This window comes from Bradyrhizobium sp. CCBAU 45384, from assembly GCF_028128665.1.
GTDB lineage: Bacteria > Pseudomonadota > Alphaproteobacteria > Rhizobiales > Xanthobacteraceae > Bradyrhizobium > Bradyrhizobium manausense.
Genome location: NZ_LBIZ01000120.1, coordinates 167733 through 185375, shown reverse-complemented (window position 1 = coordinate 185375; position 17643 = coordinate 167733). Strand labels below are relative to the sequence as shown.

The 17643-nt window shown below is 64.1% G+C and carries 18 protein-coding genes; 6 read left to right on the top strand and 12 right to left on the bottom strand.

Annotated features, from left to right (window positions below):
• The first annotated feature begins 109 nt into the window (after positions 1–109).
• The gene (gene radC, locus XH80_RS40620) at positions 110–823 is read left to right on the top strand and encodes a RadC family protein (RefSeq protein ID WP_271603469.1); all 714 of its coding nucleotides are present in this window, start codon (positions 110–112) and stop codon (positions 821–823) included.
• Positions 824–999: 176 nt separating this feature from the next.
• Here radC and XH80_RS40615 read toward each other — a convergent pair whose 3' ends face one another.
• Positions 1000–2553, bottom strand: a complete 1554-nt coding sequence (locus tag XH80_RS40615; protein ID WP_271603468.1) for a serine hydrolase domain-containing protein — start codon at positions 2551–2553, stop codon at positions 1000–1002.
• 78 nt (positions 2554–2631) lie between these two features.
• Here XH80_RS40615 and XH80_RS40610 point away from each other — a divergent pair, with 78 nt between their 5' ends.
• A complete protein-coding gene (locus XH80_RS40610) occupies positions 2632–2898 on the top strand; it encodes a bestrophin-like domain (protein ID WP_271603467.1) in 267 nt (88 codons plus the stop codon).
• Positions 2899–2922: 24 nt separating this feature from the next.
• Here the strand turns inward: XH80_RS40610 and XH80_RS40605 are convergent, their stop codons facing one another.
• From XH80_RS40605 to XH80_RS40560, 10 genes are all read right to left on the bottom strand, one after another.
• Positions 2923–3228 (bottom strand): hypothetical protein, encoded by a 306-nt coding sequence (locus XH80_RS40605; RefSeq protein ID WP_271603466.1) that lies wholly within the window; start codon positions 3226–3228, stop codon positions 2923–2925.
• Positions 3229–3366: 138 nt separating this feature from the next.
• Positions 3367–3687: a hypothetical protein gene (locus tag XH80_RS40600; RefSeq protein ID WP_271603465.1), complete on the bottom strand. Its 321-nt coding sequence runs from the start codon at positions 3685–3687 to the stop codon at positions 3367–3369.
• A 95-nt stretch (positions 3688–3782) separates the two neighbouring features.
• Positions 3783–4157 carry a hypothetical protein gene (locus XH80_RS40595; RefSeq protein ID WP_271603464.1) on the bottom strand — a complete coding sequence of 125 codons (375 nt, stop codon included), beginning with the start codon at positions 4155–4157 and terminating at the stop codon, positions 3783–3785.
• A gap of 101 nt (positions 4158–4258) precedes the next feature.
• A complete protein-coding gene (locus tag XH80_RS40590) occupies positions 4259–5539 on the bottom strand; it encodes an RNA polymerase sigma factor (RefSeq protein WP_271603463.1) in 1281 nt (426 codons plus the stop codon).
• Positions 5540–5573: 34 nt separating this feature from the next.
• Positions 5574–5975 (bottom strand): YciI family protein, encoded by a 402-nt coding sequence (locus XH80_RS40585; protein ID WP_057744429.1) that lies wholly within the window; start codon positions 5973–5975, stop codon positions 5574–5576.
• Positions 5976–6126: 151 nt separating this feature from the next.
• Positions 6127–6819 carry an AprI/Inh family metalloprotease inhibitor gene (locus tag XH80_RS40580; protein WP_271603462.1) on the bottom strand — a complete coding sequence of 231 codons (693 nt, stop codon included), beginning with the start codon at positions 6817–6819 and terminating at the stop codon, positions 6127–6129.
• On the bottom strand, positions 6819–7808 hold the full coding sequence (locus tag XH80_RS40575; protein ID WP_220001362.1) for a 2-hydroxyacid dehydrogenase: 990 nt from the start codon (positions 7806–7808) through the stop codon (positions 6819–6821). Before XH80_RS40575 ends, XH80_RS40580 begins: the two co-directional genes overlap by 1 nt.
• The gene (locus XH80_RS40570) at positions 7808–8626 is read right to left on the bottom strand and encodes an ABC transporter permease (protein ID WP_271603461.1); all 819 of its coding nucleotides are present in this window, start codon (positions 8624–8626) and stop codon (positions 7808–7810) included. Before XH80_RS40570 ends, XH80_RS40575 begins: the two co-directional genes overlap by 1 nt.
• Positions 8623–9438, bottom strand: a complete 816-nt coding sequence (locus XH80_RS40565) for an ABC transporter ATP-binding protein (RefSeq protein WP_271603460.1) — start codon at positions 9436–9438, stop codon at positions 8623–8625. Before XH80_RS40565 ends, XH80_RS40570 begins: the two co-directional genes overlap by 4 nt.
• Positions 9439–9638: 200 nt before the next feature.
• Positions 9639–10661, bottom strand: a complete 1023-nt coding sequence (locus XH80_RS40560; RefSeq protein WP_271603459.1) for an ABC transporter substrate-binding protein — start codon at positions 10659–10661, stop codon at positions 9639–9641.
• A 138-nt stretch (positions 10662–10799) separates the two neighbouring features.
• Here XH80_RS40560 and XH80_RS40555 point away from each other — a divergent pair, with 138 nt between their 5' ends.
• The 4 genes from XH80_RS40555 to XH80_RS40540 all read left to right on the top strand — a co-directional run bounded on the left by XH80_RS40555 (position 10800) and on the right by XH80_RS40540 (position 15491).
• Complete coding sequence (locus XH80_RS40555; protein WP_271603458.1) at positions 10800–11606, top strand: creatininase family protein; 807 nt, start codon at positions 10800–10802, stop codon at positions 11604–11606.
• A gap of 138 nt (positions 11607–11744) precedes the next feature.
• A complete protein-coding gene (locus XH80_RS40550; RefSeq protein WP_271603457.1) occupies positions 11745–12008 on the top strand; it encodes a hypothetical protein in 264 nt (87 codons plus the stop codon).
• Between the two features lie 196 nt (positions 12009–12204).
• On the top strand, positions 12205–13167 hold the full coding sequence (locus XH80_RS40545) for a DUF1194 domain-containing protein (RefSeq protein WP_271603456.1): 963 nt from the start codon (positions 12205–12207) through the stop codon (positions 13165–13167).
• Positions 13168–13523: 356 nt separating this feature from the next.
• A complete protein-coding gene (locus XH80_RS40540) occupies positions 13524–15491 on the top strand; it encodes a carbohydrate porin (RefSeq protein ID WP_271603455.1) in 1968 nt (655 codons plus the stop codon).
• Between the two features lie 9 nt (positions 15492–15500).
• Here the strand turns inward: XH80_RS40540 and XH80_RS40535 are convergent, their stop codons facing one another.
• Complete coding sequence (locus XH80_RS40535) at positions 15501–17576, bottom strand: methyl-accepting chemotaxis protein (RefSeq protein WP_271603454.1); 2076 nt, start codon at positions 17574–17576, stop codon at positions 15501–15503.
• Positions 17577–17643 lie beyond the last annotated feature (67 nt).

Below are 17643 nucleotides of genomic sequence, written 5' to 3'. Positions count from 1 at the left end.
AGGCACGGTTGAAGGTCCAGCCCGCCCTTCCGGCCATTTTGCGAGCGCACTCTGCTTCATCGCAATTGGTGGTTGCAAAAGCGACAATCCGCGGCAATGCTGGCGGGCGATGCCCGCCAGGACCGATGCCGACAAAAGCAAGCTAGAGGACACGCCGCATTATCTCGGCCATCGCGAGCGGCTGCGCGAGCGCTTTTACAGCGCCGGCCCGGACGCGCTCAGCGACTATGAGCTGCTTGAGATGGCGCTGTTTCCGGCGCTGCCGCGGCGCGACACCAAACCGCTGGCGAAGACGCTGATCAAGACCTTCGGCTCATTCGCCGAGGTCGTGCATGCCCCGGTGGCGCGCCTGCGCGAGGTCGACGGCGTCGGCGAGGCCGCGATCAACCAGCTCAAGCTGATCGCGGCGGCGGCGCATCGCGTCGCCAAGGGCGAGGTCAACAGCCGCAACGCGCTGTCGTCCTGGAACGAGGTGATCGCCTATTGCCGCACCAGCATGGCCTTCGCCGACAAGGAGCAGTTTCGCCTGCTGTTCCTCGACAAGCGCAACCAGCTGATCGCCGACGAGGTGCAGCAGACCGGCACCGTCGACCACACTCCGGTCTATCCGCGCGAGGTGATCAAGCGCGCGCTGGAGCTGTCGGCGACCGCGCTGATCCTCGTGCACAACCACCCCTCGGGCGATCCTTCGCCCTCGCAGGCGGACATTCAGATGACGAAGGCGATCATCGACATCGCCAAGCCGCTCGGCATTGCCGTGCACGATCACATCATCGTCGGCAAGAACGGGCATGCAAGCTTGAAAGGCATGAGGCTGATATAAGGCCCGTTGCAGGACCGCGACGGTTTCACTAAAGCGCGATGAAATTGCGTTGAATCGTCATCGCGCTTTGGCCCTTTGTTTGAGCATGATCTCCGCGCAAACGCGTTCCGCTGATTCGCGAGGGAAAACCGCTTCACACTTTTGGCTAACGCGGCCGTTCGGGTCCGGATCACGCTCTATCCGCCAGGCTCACTGTCCACCGAAACGTCGCGGCCTTCCCGATCCTTGCTGCGCAGATTGAGCCGGTCACCGTCGAACGACAAGGTCCATTTCTGTAGTTCATCCATTCCGACCGCCTCGCGCTCGATCTCAAACGTCTTGTCGTTCAACCACTTCCCCTTGGTCGCAAATATTCCGGAGGCGGTCGGCTGTCCCTTGCGATATAGACCATCAAGTCCAATCGGATCGCTGGACTGGAGCAACTGTCGACCCCGATCCCGCGCGTATGCCTGGAGATCATAGTGCGGATTTGGATCGACGAGGGTCAGCGACAACGATTTCACACCCAGCGCATTCGCCGGAAATTTGTAGGTCTTTCCCGATATTACCGATGCGATCTCGGGCGTAGCCCCAACCTCCGTCGCCTTTTCGGTCGATAGCTCGCGAATCTTCTCCGCAAGCAGGTTTGCGCCGGCGGCGTCCGGAGGTAAGGCCGTTTCGGATTTGACCGCACCGGCAATCAAATCTGCCAGCCTGCCCAACGGACAAAAGTCTCTGGCGGTCGTGACCGCAACGATGTCCAGCCGCGGCAAGACCATGATGAGCTGGCAGTGATACCCGTCCGCGATGTAGACATTCTTTTCGGGAAGCGCCCAGAACAAGTTGGAGTACCGCAGGTCCGGTGCCCGGGGCATATTCATGTTCACGGTTGCATGGTTGACCTTGTCGATCCAGTCGAGCGGAAGCAGCGACGTGTTCTCCCACTGGCCGTTGCGCAAATAAAGATAGCCAATCTTGGCCATGTCGCGGGGCAGTAATGCCAGACCGAATCCGCCGATCGGAATGCCCTGGGGATCGCGCCACCAGTTCGAGACGCTGATCCCGAGTGGGCCGAACAGCTTTGCCTTGGCATAGTCTGCGGTGTTCATCCCTGCGAGCTTGGCAATGATGGCGGACAGTAGATGCGGACCCCCGCTGTTATAATTGAAGATGTCGCCCGGCGTGCTCGACATTGGGCGATCCAGGACGAATTGGGTCCAGTCCTGCTCACGGCTCATCTCGATCATCGTATCGGGGCGCCCGTCCAGCGGCTCCTTCCAGTCGAGGCCGGAGGTCATGTCGAGCAGGTTCTGGATCGTTATGGCTTTCTTTCCGTCATCAACATTCGCGATGGTGCGATCGCCAAAAAAATCCAGCATCGGATGGTCGAAGCTGTCCAAGAGCCCGTCCTTGCGGGCGATCGCAACCAGGGTGCCGACCACCGCCTTGGTAGCGGAGTTTATCCGGTGCGGAATGTCGGCGGCATACGGGGCGTAATAGGCATCCAGCACGATTCGTCCGTGCCGGACCAACAGGAGGCTGTCGAGGCTGCGGGTTGCGCCGAAATCAAGCAATTTGGCAAGCGCCGCCGAATCCATGCCCTGCTCTTCCGGCGTAGACGTTTGCCATTGCCGTGTCGGCCAGACGATTGCGGCTTCGTCCTGAGCATAGACCGAATGGCTGTAGACCGAAGCCGCGAGCACGAGCATAGCAAGCGCTGCGCCCGAAACGGCAAATCGTAGCTTTCGCATGGAGCCTCGCCGACTGATTGCAGGATAAATCTTCTTCTACCTGGGGCCTGACTGTCAATTGCCGCATCCGCGCAGCGAGTGCAGCGCATCGTCGTCAGTCCCGCTTCGGTGAACGCGGCGAAATGGTGGTACCTTTATCTCCAGGCTCTGTGCGAATTGCTGGTGATCGGCTTCCTGCATTGCGACAACCGCCTGGGATCGGCGATCGCGATGGGCCTGTTCGCGACCGGCGTCGCGACCTCGGTGCTGCTGATCGCAGCGCACGACCGTCCGTTCACCGGCCAGATCTCGATCTCGCCGGAGCCGCTGCGCCAGATCATGCCGGAAGCGCCGGGCAAGGCCTAGAGGAAAGCGCCAGCGCCGCGCGGTTCAATAGCAGTATCGCGGATCGACCGGGAGGTAGCGGCCGTCGGGGCGCTGCATGTAGCAGCCGCGCTGATAGGCATAATAGCCGGAGCGGCGGCGTTCGCCTTCGGCGGCGATCGCAGCGCCCGTGCCGGCGCCGACGACGGCACCGATGGCCGCGCCGCGGCCACCGCCAAGCGCGCCGCCCAAGATCGCTCCGCCCACGCCGCCGATGATGGCACCGCCGACGGCGTCCTGCGCCAGCGCATCATGGGCCGGGATGGCAAAAGCAACCGAGAAACACACCGCAATTCCAAGGCGTCGAAGCATCCCGAATCCTCCATCTGATGCGGCCAGTCATAACGGCTGGGACGATGCCGGGCCAGAATATTGTTTGGACCCGGCGCGCCCCGCCGCTTGCGCCAAGCGCCCGCCTGTCGCGACGCCCATGGATGACCATTGGTCCCCTCAGATCGAGGACCCTTTGTCCAGGGTGAAAGAGAGCACGATCGCGTCCGGCTCCTGCTTGAATTCCCTGGTCACCGCCGCGCGCACGAGGCCGGCAAGGTCACCCAGCGGTTTCGCCGCATACGGCTTCGGAAACAGGACGGTCACCGAGGCGAGACGGCCATTGTGCCAGTTGAAGCCGACCTGCGGCTTGACGCCGGTCGACTGCTCGAGATCGCCTTCGACCGCCGCGGCCTGACGCATGCCGTCCTTCACGACGGCGACGACATCGCAGGCGGACAACGCAAAGGCGACCACGATGATGACGACGGCTCTGAGCATCGCAGGACCCGGCAAAGTTACGCTCTAGGCATGGTTGCATGGATCCTATCATGCAACAGGAACAGTGCGCTACCGGAAAGGGGCGATCGCGACGGCTACGGATCGACCCAGCGCTGCACGGCCTCCACCGTGTCGGCGGGCGTCGTGTTGAAGCAGATGGAAGCCTGCGGCGCCAGGTGATGGACCAGGTTGAGCACTTTCTCGAACAGCAGCAGCCGCTCCTTCGGCTCGCGCAGGCCCGCGCCGATGACGACGCAGTCGAAGTGCTCCTCGCGCAGCGCCGCCGTCACGGCAGCTTCAGCGGTGGCATCGAGATCGATCAGGCAGCTCGTGACCTCGTAGCCGAGGCCGCGCAGGCGCAGGAGCTGCGCTTCGATATAGTTGCGCACGAGCGCCGGCGTGAGCTGCGGAAAGGTGCTGTAGTCCGCACTGCCGGGTTCGATGCCGATCGCAAGGACGCGCTTGGCCATTGCAGGATTCCCTGAACCGACCGTCTCCATTGCTAACAGACTGCCAACCGCCGGGTTCCCGGGGGTGCGCCTGGCGATCACACCCTTGCGCGGATCATGCTCTAGAGAGACTGATCGCTGAGCGCCGCGGCGCGGCGCTGCATCAGCGCGCGCTCGCGTCCGTTGGTCGCAAGATGCGCGGCGGCTGCAAAAGCCTGCCGCGCTTCTGCGAGCCGTCCAAGCTTTTGCAGCAGGTCGCCGCGTACCGCCGGCAGATGATGATAGCTCGCCAGCGCCGGGTCGCCGGCGACCGCATCCAGCACGTCGAGGCCGGCTTGCGGCCCTTCCGCCATGCCGACGGCGACCGCACGGTTGAGCTCGATGATCGGCGAGCGCACCAGCCGTGCCAGCTCGGCGTAAAGCTGCGCGATGCGCTGCCAGTTGGTCGCTTCCGCCGTCTCCGCCCTGGCGTGGCACGCCGCAATCGCGGCCTGGAGCGCGTAGAATCCACCGCTGCCGCCGAGCTCGCCGGCGCGTTCGAGCGAACGCAGGCCGCGGCGGATCTGCAACCAGTCCCAGAGCGCGCGATCCTGATCCATCAGCAGAACGGGATCGCCGTTCGCGTCGGTGCGGGCACGGGCTCGCGAGGCATTCAAATCCATCAAGGCGACGAGGCCGTGCACTTCCGGCTCGTCGGGTGCAAGACCCGCGAGCACGCGCCCGATGCGCAGCGCCTCGTCGCAGAGCTGCGGACGCAGCCATTCCTCGCCGCGCGCCGCGAGATAGCCCTCGTTGAAGATCAGATAGACGACCTCGAGCACCGAGGCGAGACGCTCCGACAGGGCATTGCCGGATGGCGTCTCATAGGCGAGACCGGAATTCGACAGCGTCCGCTTGGCGCGAACGATGCGCTGGGAGATGGTGGCTTCGGGTACGAGATAGGCGCGCGCGATCTCGCAGGTGGTGAGGCCGCAGATCATGCGCAGCGCCAGCGCCGCGCGCGCCTCGCGCGACAGGATCGGATGACAGGCCGTGAAGATCAGGCGCAGCAATTCGTCGCCGATGTCGTCGTCGAGCGCGGCATCGAAATCGGGCACGATGTCCTGCTCCTGCAACATGTCCCGCGCCAACATGGCGTGCTTGTCGCTCAGCATCCTGCCGCGACGCAAATGATCGAGCGCACGGCGCTTCGCTGCTGTCATCAGCCAGGCGCCGGCATTGTCCGGGACGCCCGTGATGGGCCACGCCTCCAGCGCCGCCACCAGCGCGTCCTGGGTCAGCTCTTCCGCAAGTGGCACGTCGCGCAGCATCCGCGACAGCGTCGCGATCAGCCGCGGCTGCACCACGCGCCAGGTTGCGAGAATCGTGGCACGGACGGCTTGATCGATGTCGGCGGCCGTCATCGCCGCCGACCATGACGCGCGATGCTGTCGTCCATCAGGCGTGGGCAGCTGCCTTCGCGTTCACCTCGCAGGCGCCGTCGACATCAGGCGTGGCGAACGCCCGCAATTCGCAGGTCCCGTCCCAGCCCGGCATGTGATCGAGGTGGAGCTGCATGAATTCCTTGGCCATGGCCAGGGCCTCCGCCTTGTCGCGCAGCTCGAAAATGGCGTAGCCGCCGACCACTTCCTTGGCCTCGATGAAGGGACCGTCGATCACGCTGAGCTCGCCGTCGACGATGCGCACACGGGCGCCTGATGCAAGCGGCATCAAGCCGCCATTGTCGAGCATCCGGCCGGCCTTGATTTCCCGCTCGGATATTTTCTGCATGGCCTCCATCAGCGCGGGGCTGGGGCCTTTCATGGGCTGGCTGGAGGTGACGATGTACATGAAGCGCATGCAAAACTCCTGGTAAAGCGAGACGCGGCCGGTTCGGCCGCGCGATCAGCTCGCTACCCAGATGACGATCCAGCCGGGGCCGGATCGACATGGCCTCAGAAAAAATTGGACCACTGGAAAATTGCGGGGCAGAAAAGTTAACGGACCGCGCCTATTGGCGCAGCATGATCAGGGGATCGGCCGTGTCTGGAACCCGCCGCCATTGCGCATTGTCGTCGGCCTCGAACTGCCAGACCTCGCCTGATTTGGACATCAGGATGATCTGGCCGCGCTCGAGCCGCCATTGCGTCGGGTTGAACTGGGCAATGGCCGCATCGCATTTCGGCTTGAGGAAGACCTGGAAATTGTCCTGATCGGCCTCCGTGTTGGTCAGCGTTATCCCGCAGATCGGCTGGCCATTGCCCCGGACCATCGCCCAGTCGCCGATCATCTGGTCCATCGACTTGGCCATCGAGCGGGCGGCGGCGAGATCTTGCAGGATGTAGACGCCCTCGCCCTGGCGCAGGCCCTCGAAGATGCCGGCCTCGACCTCGGTGAAGTCGATCACGGATTCACCTGACGCATCCTGCAGGCGGACGATATCGAGGCCCTTGATGCTCCAGGCGACGATATCCTTGGTGAAGGGCAGCGCGGCCTTGCAGGCCGGCTCCAGCTCGAGCCTGAAGCCTTGCGCGGCGGCATCGCCCTTCATCGTGACGACGCAGGTCTTGCTGCGTTCGGTGGTCGAGAGCTCCCACTGCCCGACCATCTCCTTCTTCAGGGTTGTCGCATCCTGCGCATGTGCGACGCCGGTCGCGGCCAACAGGGCCGCGAGGGCGAATGCAACGGCCCGAACAACTTGCATCAGCGCCCCTTGAACGGCGTCTCGGCAACCGGCGTCAGCGGCGGCTTGCCGGAGAACCATGATTTGAGGTTGTCGACCACGAGCTGGTCCATGGCGTTGCGCGTCACCACCGAGGCCGAACCGATATGCGGCAGCAGCACGACGTTCTGCATGGCTTTCAGTTCATCAGGCACGTTCGGCTCGGCCGCGAACACGTCGAGGCCGGCGGCGAGGATGGTGCCTGACTTCAGCGCCTGGACCAGCGCCTGCTCGTCGACGACAGAACCGCGGGCGACGTTGACCAGCACGCCGCGCGGGCCGAGCGCCTTCAGCACCTCGGCATTGATCATCTTTTCGGTCGAGGCGCCGCCAGGCACGATCACGACAAGCGTGTCCACCGCCTTGGCCATCTCGATCAGGTCAGGATAGTGCTTGTAGGAGACATCCTTGGACGGATTGCGCGAGTGATAGACCACCGGCACCAGCGAGGCATCGAGCCGGCGCGCGATGGCCTGGCCGATCCGGCCCATGCCGACGATGCCGACCTTGCGATCGCGCAGCGAGCCGACGCTGAGCGGATAGTTCTGCGTGTGCCAGAGGCCTGAGCGCACGTAACGATCGGCCTTGATGAATTCGCGCAACGTGGCGATCAGAAGGCCCATCGCGACGTCGGCGACCTCCTCGGTCAGCACGTCAGGCGTGTTGGTGACGATGATGTTGTGCTCGGCGGCGTATTTGGCATCGATATGGTCGTAGCCGACGCCGAAGCTCGCCACCATCTCGATCTTGGGCAGCTGCGACAGCGAATCCTTGTCGGCGCGAACGGTGTGATAGGTCACCGCCACGCCGCGGATCTTGTCGCGGATCGCCGGCGTCAGCCGCTCGAGGTCACCGCGCGTCTCGGCCTTGTGCACGACGAAATGATCGGAAAACCCGTTCTCGAGGATCGGCCGCGCCGGCCCATAGATCAGAAGATCGATCTTGTCGGACGAAATCGAACCGGTAGACATCAGGTTTCCTTTCCAAGCGCGCTCTCATGCCAGCGCCGTAAAACAAGGTGGGAAATTAGCGCCAGCACCCCATAGATGACAATCCCGGCCAGCGACAACAACAGCAGCGCCGCGAACATGCGGGGTATGTTCAAGCGATAGCCGGATTCCGCGATCCTGTAGGCAAGGCCCGAGCCGGCCCCCGCCGTTCCCGCCGCGATCTCGGCGACGACGGCGCCGATCAACGACAGGCCGCCAGCGATGCGCAGGCCGCCGAGGATATAGGGCAGCGCCGCAGGGAGCTTCAGGAAGCGCAGGGTCTGCGGCTTCGAGGCGCCATAGAGCTGGAACAGCCCGGCGAGATTGCGGTCGACCGAATTGAGCCCGAGCGTGGTGTTGGACAGCACCGGAAAAAAGGCGACGATGAAGGCGCAGACGACAACGGCGGTCTGCTGCTCCAGATAGATCAGCAGCAATGGCGCGATCGCGATGACGGGCGTCACCTGCAGCACGACGGCATAGGGGAACAGCGAATATTCCACCCATTTCGACTGGTTGAACAACAGCGCCAGCGCGATGCCGCCGATGCTTGCGGCGACGAACCCTTCAAGCGTCGTCAGCAGCGTGGTGGCGAGCGATTGTGACAACACCGCCCAGTCCTTGATCAGGGTCAGGACAATTGCCGACGGCGCCGGCAGCACATAAGGCGGAATCTCCTTGATGCGAACCACGAGTTCCCAGACGGCAAGACCGGCCGCAAACACGATGACGGGCAGCACGAAGCGCACCGCGCTTTGCGCGCCCGACGGCTTTGCGGGGACGGCAGGTTGCGCGTTCATAGGGTCGACTGCCCTGAATAGGACGGCGCGAGCGCGGCCGAGACGCGCCGGCAATAGTCAGAGTACGCGGTGGACGTCCGGAACTCCTCGCCGCGCGGCTCGACGGTCTCGATGCGGATGTCGGCCTGAATGCGGCCGGGCCGCGCCGTCATGACCACGACGCGCTGCGACAGATAGACGGATTCGAACACCGAATGGGTGACGAAGATGACGGTCTTGCCGAGGCTGCGCCACAGCGCGAGCAGATCGTTGTTGAGGCGGAAGCGCGTGATCTCGTCGAGCGCGGCGAACGGCTCATCCATCAGGAGGATATCAGGATCGGTGACGAGCGCGCGGGCGAGCGACACCCGCATCTTCATGCCGCCGGACAATTCGCGCGGAAAGGCGTCGGCGAAATCGGCAAGCCCGACGCTCGCCAGCGCCGCATCGGCGCGCGCCCGCCCTTCCGCCTTCGCAATGCCGCCGAGCTTCAGCGGCAGCCGCACGTTCTCGCGCACGCTGGTCCACGGCATCAGGGTCGGCTCCTGGAACACGAAGCCGATGCCATGACCAATTTGGACATCACCCTCATGGCGCGACACCCGCACCGCGCCCGATGATGCCGGGCTGAGCCCCGCAATCAGTCGCAGCGCCGTCGACTTGCCGCAGCCGGAGGGGCCGAGCAGCGAGATGAACTCGCCTTTGGGCACCGCGAGATCGAGCGGACCCAGCGCCATGACGCCGTTGTCGTAGACCTTCGTCACGCCGCCCAGGTTGACGGCAAGTGCCGTCAGGCTGGCCTCGACTGTCGACGAAGGTTTGCGCTCTACCATTGGGCGCCGACTGTTGCGTCGCGGACGCTCTTCACCTCTCCCCGTCGGGGAGAGGTCGGCGCGCAGCGCCGGGTGAGGGGGCGCAGGTCCCATGAGAGAGCGTAACCCCTCACCCGCATCGCATCTAACGATGCGATGCGACCTCTCCCTACGGGAGAGGTGAACGATGCCGCCCCACCGTTGTTTAACCTCGGCATAGCCTACGGCTTGTTCGGGCGCAGCTCGACGCCGACGCCCTTGTTGACGAAGCGCAGCGTGTAGGACTTGCGGAAGTCGAGATCGCCCTTCACCACGCCGGCCTTCACCATCTTGTTGAAGAATGAGGTGTAGCGCTCGTCGCTCATCGCGCCGATGCCGCTCCTGAGGGTGTCGCCGGAATCGACGATGCCATATTCCTTCATCTTGGCGACGGAATAGGCCAGCAGATCGTCGGTCATTTCAGGATTGAGCTTCTTGATCATGGCATTGCCGGCGGAATTGTCGCGGTAGATGTAATTGTACCAGCCGACGATCGAGGCATCGACGAAGCGCTGCACCATGTCAGGCTTCTTTTCGACGATGTCGCGCCGGGTCTCGATCAAGGTCGAATAGGTGTTGAAGCCGGCATCGGCGAGCAGGATGACGTTGGGCTTGAAGCCCGCAGCCTTCTCGACGGCGAAGGGCTCGGAAGTGACGTAACCCTGCATGGCGCTCTTCGGGTTCGCGATGAAGGGCTGCGGATTGAAATTATAGGGCCGGACGTTCTTCTCGCTGAACCCATATTCTGACTTCAGCCACTGGAAATAGCTGCTCATGCCCTCCTTGGAGACGAACAGGGTCAGCGGCTTGAGATCCTCGAGCTTGGTGACCTTCGCATCCGGCTGCGACAGCAGCACCTGCGGGTCCTTTTGGAACATCGCGGCGATGGTAACGACGGGGACGTTGTTGGCCACCGCGTCGAACGACATCAGCGTGTTCGCCGCCATGAAGAAATCGATCTTGCCGGCGATCAGCAGCATCCGGTTGTTCTCGTTCGGGCCGCCGGGCACGATGGTGACGTCGAGCCCGTATTTCTGGTAGGTGCCGTCGGCGAGCGCCTGGAAGAAGCCGCCATGCTCGGCCTCGGCGACCCAGTTGGTGCCGAAGCTGACCTTGTCCAGGGTCTCGCTGCGCGCCGGCAGGATCGATACGACAGAGGCCAGCAAGCCCGCCGTTAATGCTCGCCGCAGATGGGAAGGGCTCATGAATGCACTCCGTGGATCCCTTCTAGCCGATGTGACAACAACGCGATAAAACCGCAACATATCAGAGGACGCGAACCGGCCGGGCCCGCGTCCCCTGATAACCCAAACTACGTGACAAATTCGGGCAAAGAAACCTTGATGACGCCTTCCCGCGACTGGACGGAGATCCGCTGGGCCGATGCGAGCCATGCGGACATTTCGCGCTGGATCGCGGTGCTGCCGCTGGCGGCAACCGAGCAGCACGGCCCGCATTTGCCTCTCGAGACCGACGTGCTGATCGCCGAAGCCTATCTGGCGCGCGTGCGCGAGCTGCTGCCCGCGACGTTGCCGGTGACGTTCCTGCCGATTGAACGCGTCGGCATCTCCACCGAGCATATCGACTATCCTGGCACGCAGACGCTGCCGAATGAAGTGGCGCTGAGGCGCTGGACCGGGATCGGCGAGGACATCGCGCGACGTGGCGTCAAAAAGCTCGTCATCATCACCAGCCATGGCGGCAACAGCGCGGCGATGATGCTGGTGGCGCAGGATCTTCGCGCGCATCAAAAACTGTTCGCGGTGACGACGTCGTGGTCGCGGCTGTCGGCTGCCGACAAGCTGTTCCCATCGGATGAAGTGCGCCATGGCATTCACGGTGGCGCGGTCGAGACCTCGATCATGCTGGCGCGCTATCCCGACCAGGTGCGCGCTGATGCGATCGCGGATTTTGCCGCGAGCAGCATCGCGATGGAGCAACAATATCGCTGGCTCTCGACCCAACGGCCCGCACCCTTTGCCTGGCAGGCGCAGGATCTCAACGCGAGCGGCGCCGTCGGCAACGCCACGCTGGCGGTGCCCGAGAAAGGCGAGCAGCTGCTCGACCAGGGCGCGCGCGCCTTTTGCGAGCTGCTCGCCGAGGTCGATAAATTCGACGTGAGCAGGCTCGCCAAGGGCCCGCTCGGCTAGCCTACATCCATCTGAAATCACTGGCGAAAGCGCCGGTTTTCCGAGCCGGGCCGAGCATCTTCGAACCGGATCGGCCAAGCCTCCGTCCAATTGGGCACGCGGACCACAACGGCCGCCTCAACCCGGATGGAGTTTCACATGTCGATCAAGACCAGGATTGCCGCCGTCGCTCTCGCGACCCTCACCATCACCGCTGCTATCGCTTCCACGACCTCGACCGCTCAAGCCAAGCCGCTCGGCTGGGGCTGGGGCGTCGGCGCCGGCATCGCCACCGCCGCCATCGTCGGCACCGCGATCGCCGCCAGCAACGAACCCTATTACTACGGCTATCACCGCTGCGGCTGGGTGGCCCAGTACAACGCCTTCGGCCAGTACATCGGCCGCGTTCGTACCTGCTACTGATCCGAGATTCTGAGGCCGATCTTACGTGGATCCTGCGTCCGGCACGGGCGCCTCATCCACCCCGTGTCGTGCCCCCGACCCCGCCCGGCTGTCCCCCCGGGCGGGGTCATCCTTTTTCCGGGCCATAGCGACGGGCCGCTGCTTCCGCTTGCACGTTCCGCGTGCCACGATACGAACCGGCAGGTGGAGAGCGAGCATGAACTGGCGGGATGTCATTGGATCGATCTTGATCGCAACGCTGACATCAACGCAGGCATTTGCGCAGCCGGCGGCCCAGGACGATGGCCACCCCTCCGTGGACCTCGAACTCGTCATAGCCGTCGACGTTTCGTATTCGATGGAGCCGGCCGACCTGGCAGCTCAACGCGAAGGCTTTGCCAAGGCCATCGAATCGCCGGAATTTCTTCGATCCCTGCGGGCCGGCCCGATTGGCAAGATCGCGTTGACCTATTTCGAATGGGCATCCACCAGCGATCAGAGGATCGTCGTCCCCTGGCGCCAGATTGACGGATTGGAATCGGCGCAGGCCGTGGCAACTGAACTCCGCCAGGCCCCGATCCGCCGTGGCTCGCGCACGTCGATTTCGAGCGCGATCGATTTCGCCGTGCCGCTGTTCGAGCAGAACCCCTGCCGCGGGGCACGCTGTGTCATCGATATTTCGGGCGATGGCCCCAACAACAATGGCGGTCCCGTCGCCACAGCGCGTGACACAGCAGTGCAGAAGGGCATCGTCATCACCGCCCTGCCTGTGATGACCACTGCACCGCTCGGTCCAACTGATATCAACCACATGGACCATCTCGATTGGTACTATGAGGATTGTGTGATCGGAGGCTCAGGTGCCTTTGCTTTACCGATCACCGATCGCGGAAACTTCAACGATGCGACCCGGACCCAATTGGCGCTTGTGGTTGCGGGCCGCACGCCGAATGGATCGACTGCCCGGCCCGGTGACAAGGAGCCGCGGATTCTCTGCACGATCGGAGAGAAGCTCTGGCAGGAGCGGTGGCTGTCGAACACTCCGGCGACGTTTGGCCCGCCGGCCAAAAGTCCGGCGGCGATCGACCCGGCGGCGAACAATCCGATGGCCAATGATGACGCGAAGAAAGAGGACGCGCTGCTCGCCAAGAAGATCAAGGGCATCTGCCGCGGCTGCTAGCTGCGTTCCGCCCGCCGGCGCGCGTTATCCAAAAAGTTTGGCCCCGGGAGGGGGTCATCCTTTTTCCGGGCCGGGAGTTTGTGGCAATACCGTCACATAAGGATGCCAACCATCCGCTGCGACATTCTGCACGAGTTGCTATTGCGAATTATTAGCAATAAATTCTGGACGAGTGCGGGGCGGGGATGAAATCGCGTCGAAACGAGTTCATCTCGTTCGATCGCGTGAACAGCCAGGACCCTGATGACAGGGTCGTCGCGAATCGGCAGGGATGTCGCGGCGGCTGGGTTACATTCGCGTCTTTGGGGGCTTGCTTGGGGGCGTGCGTTTTGACGTTGAGAAGTCACCGACAGCAGTTGCGGCGGACGGCGGCGGCGATCACCGCCGGCGTGCTGGCTTTTCCCGCGGCCTCCAGCGCCGCCGACCTGCCCCTGAAGGCGCCAGCGCTGAAGGCTGTCTATGACTGGACCGGCTTCTATATCGGCGCGCATGTCGGCGTCACCCGCGGCACCTCGTCGGCGACGCTGACCGATCCCACCGTTGCAACCGACAACAACGTCTTCACCGGCGCGACCGGGGGCGTGCAAGCCGGTTATAATTGGCGCCTGAACTCTGGCCTGCTGCTCGGCCTGGAGGGCGACATCTCCTTTCCGAACTACCTGCCCTCCAACCATGTCGTGTCGTCGGCTGCGACGGCGCTGTCGAGCGCGGAAGAGCGCTGGGACTATGTCGCGAGCCTGCGCGCCCGTCTCGGTTACAGCACTGGCAATTGGCTGTTCTACGCGACCGGCGGCGCGGCCTTCGCCGGCGAGCGCTTTCTCTCGACGCCGACGGGCGGCAATGAAGAGAAGGTGCTGAACACCCGGTTCGGCTGGATCGCGGGCGGCGGCGTCGAATACGCCTTCGCGCCGCACTGGAGCGCGCGGCTCGAATATCTCTACAGCAAGTTCGAGCACGCCAACGTCACGTTCCCATCAGGCGGGCAATATTCGTCGTCGATGGATTTCCAGAGCCTGCGGATCGGCCTCAATCGCAAGATCGATTGGCCTGATATGCCGACCTATAATCCGAAGTCGGATATCACCGACACCGAATCGAGCCGCTGGGAGATTCACGGCCAGTCGACCGTGCTGGGGCAGGGCTACCCGGCGTTCCACGCGCCCTATACCGGAACGAACAGCCTGCTCCCGTCGCCGGATTTCCAGCAGACCTGGAGCAATTCGCTCTATCTCAATGCGCGGCTGTGGGACGGCGGCGAGGTCTATTTCAATCCGGAGCTATTGCAGGGATTCGGCTTCAACAACACCACGGGCGCGGGGGGCTTTCCCAATGGCGAAGCGCAGAAATCCGGCTTCCCCTATCCGCACTTCAATGCCTCGCGGCTGTTCGTGCGCCAGACCTTCGGCTTCGGCGGCGAGCAGGAGGAGCTTGCCAGCGGCCAGCTTCAACTCGCCGGCAAGGCCGACATCTCGCGACTGACCTTGCAGGTCGGCAAGTTCTCCGTGGTCGACGTGTTCGACGGCAATGCCTACGCGCACGATCCGCGCAAAGACTTCATGAACTGGTCGATCTGGGCGTCCGGCGCTTTCGATTATGCCGCCGACAAGCTCGGCCTGGGCTATGGCGCCACCGCCGAGCTGAACCAGAAGCAATGGGCACTGCGCGGCGGCTACTTCCTGATGGACGCCGTATCCAACTCGAACAATTTCGACATGAACATCGGCCGTCGCGGCGAATATGTCGTGGAGCTTGAGACGCGCTATTCGCTGTTCGGCCGGCCCGGCAAGCTGCGCACGCTCGGCTTCGTCAACAGCGCCTTCTCGGGCAGCTATCGCGAGACGCTGGACAACCCCGCGTTCGGCGTCGACATCACCCAGACCCGGCGCGGCCGCCTCAAATACGGCTATGCGCTCAACCTCGAACAGTCGATCACCGATGACATCGGCGTGTTCGGCCGCTGGAGCTGGAACGACGGCCGCAACGAGATCATGGCCTTCACCGATATCGACCGCAGCCTATCCGGCGGCGTCTCGGTGAAGGGCACCAAATGGGGCCGGCCCGACGACGTCGTCGCCATCGCTGGCGCCGTCAACGGCCTCTCGCAGGACCATCGTGACTTCATCGCCGCCGGCGGTCTCGGTCCGCTGATCGGCGACGGCGCGCTCAACTACCGGAACGAGCGCGTGCTGGAAACCTATTACGCCTATGCGCTGAACAAGGCGCTGACGTTTACCGCCGACTACCAGCTCATCGTCAATCCCGCCTACAATGCCGATCGCGGGCCGGTCTCGGTGTTCTCGGGACGGCTGCACGGGGAGTTCTGAGCACGCGTCTTACGCGGCTCGGATCGCGTCCAGGAACTTTCCGACCTCGCTCTTGAGACGGGTGCTTTCGCCGGACAGCGATCTGGCTGCCGCGAGGACGTTGGCGGATGCCGATCCGGTCTGGTTTGCGCCGTGCTGCACGTCGACGATGCTGGCGGAAACCTGCTGGGTGCCGCGCGCAGCCTGCTGCACGTTGCGGGAAATCTCGCGTGTCGCCGCGCCCTGCTCCTCGACCGCCGAGGCGATCGCGGATGCGATCTCCGACATCCTCGTAATCGTGTCGCTGATCGCCTTGATGGCGCCGACGGACTCCTCGGTCGCGGCCTGGATGCCTGAGATCTGCTGGCTGATTTCGCCGGTGGCCTTGGCCGTCTGTTCGGCCAGCGCCTTGACCTCGGAGGCGACCACCGCGAAGCCGCGTCCGGCCTCCCCGGCCCGCGCCGCCTCGATGGTGGCGTTGAGGGCGAGAAGGTTGGTCTGGCCCGCGATCTGGCTGATCAGCTCGACGACGTCACCGATCCGCCCCGCCGCCTTGGCGAGCTCGCCGACATGATCGTTGGTCCGCTCGGCCTGCTGCACGGCTTCCCCGGCGACGCGCGCGGAGTCCTGAACCTGCCGGCCGATCTCGTCGACCGACGAGGCCATCTCCTCCGCCGCTGCCGCAACGGTCTGCACGTTGGTGGAGGCCTGCTCGGAGGCCGCCGCGACGGTGGCGGTGACCTTTTCCGATTGATCGGCGGCGCTCGTCAGCGTTCCCGCTGAAATCTCCAGCTCCGAGGAGGCCGACGCGACCGTGTTGATGACGTCGCCGATCATGGCCTCGAAATCGCGCGCGATCTGGTCCATGCGCTGGCTGCGCTTGAGCTTCGCCTCGGCCTCGACCGCAGCGGCCGCATCTGCAGATTTTTGAGCGAGCAGCGAATCCTTGAAATGCCGCAACGAGCCGGCGACCTGACCAATCTCGTCGTCGCGGCCGGTGGCCGGAATCTCGACCTCGTGTTGTCCGGCGGCGAGTGTGCCGATCACGCCCGCCAGCTTCGCCAGCGGCGTCACAACGCGGCGACGCAGCATCATGGTCACACCGGCCAGCGTGCCGAGCAACGCGAGCACGGCAACGGCCGCGAGCGCGAGCATCGCCAGCGCACCGCTGCGGGCAGCCGAGGCGCGCTCGGCCGCTTCCGCCAGGGCGGCGTCGCGCACTCCGAAGAACATCTGGATGGCAGGCACGATCACGTTGGCAAACTCATCGTTGGTGATGCCGTACTTGCCGTCGGCGCGCGCAGCGGGCATCTCCTTTTCAACTACCGGCGCAGCTCTTCCAAAATAGGACTCGCTCGCCGCCTTGAACGCGGCGGCGATGCGCGGCGGATTGCCGAGCTGGTCGATGCCGGCCGCGATCCGCTCGCGATCGGCCTCCACACGCCCCTGCATGCGATCCATCAGAGAGAACTCAGCCGTCACCAGCGGTCGATGTGCGGTCAACGCCGGGGCCAATGTCGCGGCGCGATTGCCGGCCGAGACGCGAAGATCCTGCGCCGTCCGGGCCAGGCTCAACAGCGCCGCCAGCGAGGAATCGGCATCCACGACCCTTCCCTCCAGCCGGTTCATGATCGGTTCGATGCCGGCGATGACCTCGGCAACGGCGGGAAGGAAGCCCTTGATCGCAGCGCTGTCGCGCGCAGCGAGAGGAACGCTCATCGCGCGGTCTGCAGCGGTGGTGATGTCCTTCAGCCGCCGCGCTGTGCGGTCGAGGTTTTCGGCCATCGGAGCGCCGTCATCCAGCATCAGAAGGGCGCGCCTTGCGCTCTCGAAGGAGGCTTCGGCCGCTTTCGCAGCCTTGGTCGTGGCGTCGGTCTGAGCCTGCGTCGCAGCTCCCTCCTGAAAGATGGGAGAGATGTAGGGGGCACGCAGGCCGGCGACGTGTTGGCTGACCATGAGGATCGTGCCGAACGCGTCGACTCGCTTGATCGCGTCGGATCGGTCGGTGAAGATGCGGGCCTGGGGTATCAGCACCTCGGCGCCAAGGATGACCGCAAAAACCGTCACCGTCAGCATCGACAGCGCGAAAAGCTTCCCTATCCGCATCCTCAGGTCCTCGAACAGATTTCTGCAAATTGTCAGAAAATCTAACGGGCGGCGGCTAAGAGCCCGT

Excerpts from the sequence above, each read along its gene's own strand:
- radC (WP_271603469.1), top strand. The coding sequence starts at position 110 with ATGCCCGCCAGGACCGATGCCGACAAAAGCAAGCTAGAGGACACGCCG.
- XH80_RS40580 (WP_271603462.1), bottom strand. The coding sequence starts at position 6,819 with ATGCAAGTTGTTCGGGCCGTTGCATTCGCCCTCGCGGCCCTGTTGGCC.
- XH80_RS40560 (WP_271603459.1), bottom strand. The coding sequence starts at position 10,661 with ATGAGCCCTTCCCATCTGCGGCGAGCATTAACGGCGGGCTTGCTGGCC.
- XH80_RS40555 (WP_271603458.1), top strand. The coding sequence starts at position 10,800 with ATGACGCCTTCCCGCGACTGGACGGAGATCCGCTGGGCCGATGCGAGC.
- XH80_RS40575 (WP_220001362.1), bottom strand. The coding sequence starts at position 7,808 with ATGTCTACCGGTTCGATTTCGTCCGACAAGATCGATCTTCTGATCTAT.
- XH80_RS40595 (WP_271603464.1), bottom strand. The coding sequence starts at position 4,157 with ATGGCCAAGCGCGTCCTTGCGATCGGCATCGAACCCGGCAGTGCGGAC.
- XH80_RS40570 (WP_271603461.1), bottom strand. The coding sequence starts at position 8,626 with ATGAACGCGCAACCTGCCGTCCCCGCAAAGCCGTCGGGCGCGCAAAGC.
- XH80_RS40615 (WP_271603468.1), bottom strand. The coding sequence starts at position 2,553 with ATGCGAAAGCTACGATTTGCCGTTTCGGGCGCAGCGCTTGCTATGCTC.
- XH80_RS40545 (WP_271603456.1), top strand. The coding sequence starts at position 12,205 with ATGAACTGGCGGGATGTCATTGGATCGATCTTGATCGCAACGCTGACA.
- XH80_RS40535 (WP_271603454.1), bottom strand. The coding sequence starts at position 17,576 with ATGCGGATAGGGAAGCTTTTCGCGCTGTCGATGCTGACGGTGACGGTT.
- XH80_RS40550 (WP_271603457.1), top strand. The coding sequence starts at position 11,745 with ATGTCGATCAAGACCAGGATTGCCGCCGTCGCTCTCGCGACCCTCACC.
- XH80_RS40590 (WP_271603463.1), bottom strand. The coding sequence starts at position 5,539 with ATGACGGCCGCCGACATCGATCAAGCCGTCCGTGCCACGATTCTCGCA.
- XH80_RS40585 (WP_057744429.1), bottom strand. The coding sequence starts at position 5,975 with ATGCGCTTCATGTACATCGTCACCTCCAGCCAGCCCATGAAAGGCCCC.
- XH80_RS40605 (WP_271603466.1), bottom strand. The coding sequence starts at position 3,228 with ATGCTTCGACGCCTTGGAATTGCGGTGTGTTTCTCGGTTGCTTTTGCC.
- XH80_RS40565 (WP_271603460.1), bottom strand. The coding sequence starts at position 9,438 with ATGGTAGAGCGCAAACCTTCGTCGACAGTCGAGGCCAGCCTGACGGCA.
- XH80_RS40600 (WP_271603465.1), bottom strand. The coding sequence starts at position 3,687 with ATGCTCAGAGCCGTCGTCATCATCGTGGTCGCCTTTGCGTTGTCCGCC.